Here is a 2,349-nt window from a genome sequence, read left to right as displayed (position 1 = left end):
GGCCGCGCCGCCCACGCTCACCGCGATCGCGCCGGGCAGGGCGGTCAGGGCGGCGGCCACCGTGGCCACCGCGAGTTCGCACCGGAGCGTCTCGAGCCTGGGGTCCAGGTACTCGGGTTCGCCCGGTTCGCCGTCGTCGCCTGTCGGGCCGAGGCGGAAGGCGGCCACGACGACCTGGGAGCGATGCGTGTCCACCACGCTCTCCCCGCCGTTCCAGATGGCCAGGTTCTCGGTGTAGCGGGACGCCTCGCCGTCGGCCACCGGGAGGTCGAGCGGGGTGGCGACGACCGTGACGTCCTCGACCGACACGCCGGTCGCGGGATCGTCGTCCGTCCCGGGATCGACCTCGTAGGAGCCCTCGAAGATCTCGGCGAGGAGGTCGCCGACCTCGGCGTGGCCTGGTGCGGGACGGTCGAGCAAGACGATCGCGACCGGGGTGCTCTTCCAGGACAGGTCCTCGCCGGTGCGCGGATCCACGGTGGGCTGTTCCGCAGAGGGCTGTTCCGCGGCGGGCTGGTCGGGCTGCGGCGACTCGCTCATGCCCCGAGGCTAGCGGGTCAGTTGAGCAGGAAGTCGATCACCAGGCGCTCGAACTTGTCCTTCTGTTCGATCATCGCCCAGTGCCCGCAGCGCGAGAAGGCGTGGAGCTCGGCGCGGGGGAGCTGCCGGAACGCGAAGTGCGCCTGCTCGTAGGGCAGCATGCGGTCGTCGCGGCCCCAGATGAGCAGCGTCTCCTGGCGGATCTGGGAGGCCCGCGCGTAGAGCGGCGTGTAGGCGTTCTCGGGCTTGAGGATCGATCCGAAGATGGCGTACATCCGCTCGACGGCCCCCGGGGCGGTGGCGGCCTCGGTCCGCGCGCGGATCAGCTCGTCGGAGACGACCTTCTTGTTGCCCACCATCGTGTCGACCCACGCGGCCATGGACTCGTCGGAGGGCGAGGCCAGGAAGTCGAACAGGCGCCGCGAGCCCTCGCTGGGCTCGGGGGTGAACAGCGGTGCCGCCAGGCCGCCGGGGCCCATGAGCGCCATTTTGCGGACGCGGCCGGGGTAGGCCAGGGCGGTCTCGCAGGCGACGTTGCCGCCCATCGAGTTGCCGATGATGTCGACCTTCTCGATGCCCTTGGCCTCACAGAACGCGTCGATCGCCTCGGCGGCGATCAGGGGGTAGGCCTTCTCCCACTCCAGGTCCGAGCTCCTGCCGAAGCCCGGCATGTCCAGCAGGATCGTGTGGAATCGCTCGGCGAAGACGGGGAAGTTGCCGGAGAAGTTGGACCACGCGGTGACGCCCGGGCCGGAACCGTGGAGGAACAGGACCGGGACCGTGCTCTCCGGCTCGGTCACGCTCTGCTCCCCCGCCTCGTGGAAGTGCAGCTCGAAGCGGCCGGCGGTGAGGGTCTTGCTGGTGGACTCGAAGTCGAGAGAGCTCATGGGAGTCACGATACTAGAACACGTTCTAGAGTCGGGCGCCTCGGCCGAAATGCGGGCGGCGTCGAAATTAAGTCAGCCGCGCGGGGAGTCCCTGAACATCCCCGCGCGGCGATGGCGAGGACTCTACTCGGAAATTCTCATGTGACAAGTAGGTAACGATTGTGGATTACGTCACATTGTCGATGTGGCGTCGACCGGCTCCTGCCGCGCCCGATGTGGAACGTCATGTTGACGGCGTGTCCAACTGCGGGATTCTGCTCAGCCCATCACCCGGTTCAGGAACGCGGTGGCGTCCGGCGTCGCCGCATAGACCGTCCCGCTGTGGTCCCTGTCCGGATAGACGTGCAACTCGAGTGGCTGGCGGTTCAGGGTCATCTCCGCCGCGAGGGACAGCGCGGAGGGCGCGGGCACGTCCAGGTCGAGCAGGCCCTGGCCCAGGAAGACCGGGCGGTCGTACCCGGTGGCCGGGGTCCCCATGTACCGCTGGAGATGGCCGAAGACGTCCGGGATGTCCCTGACCGGCCGGGTGAGCGCCTGGGAGATCTGGAAATCGCCCACCGCCGCGCGCATGTCCTCGTAACAGAGCTGCTCGGCGGAGTCGACCATCTCACGGCCCCGCGGGGTGAGGAACTGGTCGAGTTCGAACTCGGGGTGCTGGTCACGCAGGCCGGCGAGGATGTAGAAGGCGTAGAGGTTGAGGCCGGTGGGCAGTGACACCGGAGGGAAGCCCGGCCCGCCCCACTGGAAGAGGTGTTCGAGGTTTGCCGGCGCACCGGTGGCCACGACCCCGCGGAAGTCCAGCCCCGAGGGCGCCCCCAGCTCGGTGGCCCGGGTGGCGGTGACCAGCGCGGCCCCCGCTCCCTGTGACTGGCCCACCAGGGCCCACGTCGGGGAGAGCGGGAGCCCGTCGGCCCGCGCGGCA

Annotated in this window: 2 protein-coding genes and 1 pseudogene; all 3 read right to left on the bottom strand. The window is 69.6% G+C overall.

The features are described from left to right. Positions 1-540 (bottom strand): annotated as a pseudogene (locus G6021_RS07190) (hypothetical protein); the annotation flags it as partial. Positions 541-557: 17 nt separating this feature from the next. Next, positions 558-1,427, bottom strand: a complete 870-nt coding sequence (locus G6021_RS07185; protein ID WP_182640953.1) for an alpha/beta fold hydrolase — start codon at positions 1,425-1,427, stop codon at positions 558-560. Positions 1,428-1,685: 258 nt separating this feature from the next. Then, positions 1,686-2,349: prolyl oligopeptidase family serine peptidase (locus G6021_RS07180; RefSeq protein ID WP_182640952.1), on the bottom strand; the 664-nt coding region annotated here is incomplete at its 5' end.

Origin of the sequence: Dietzia sp. CW19 (assembly GCF_014145265.1) — a bacterium.
Classification (GTDB): Bacteria; Actinomycetota; Actinomycetes; order Mycobacteriales; family Mycobacteriaceae; genus Dietzia; species Dietzia natronolimnaea.
Note: the sequence above shows the minus strand (reverse complement) of the source record. Positions and strands in the feature narration are given on the sequence as shown.

Bases quoted from the DNA above. Each gene is read 5' to 3' on its own strand.
- G6021_RS07185 (WP_182640953.1), bottom strand. From the start codon at position 1,427: ATGAGCTCTCTCGACTTCGAGTCCACCAGCAAGACCCTCACCGCCGGC.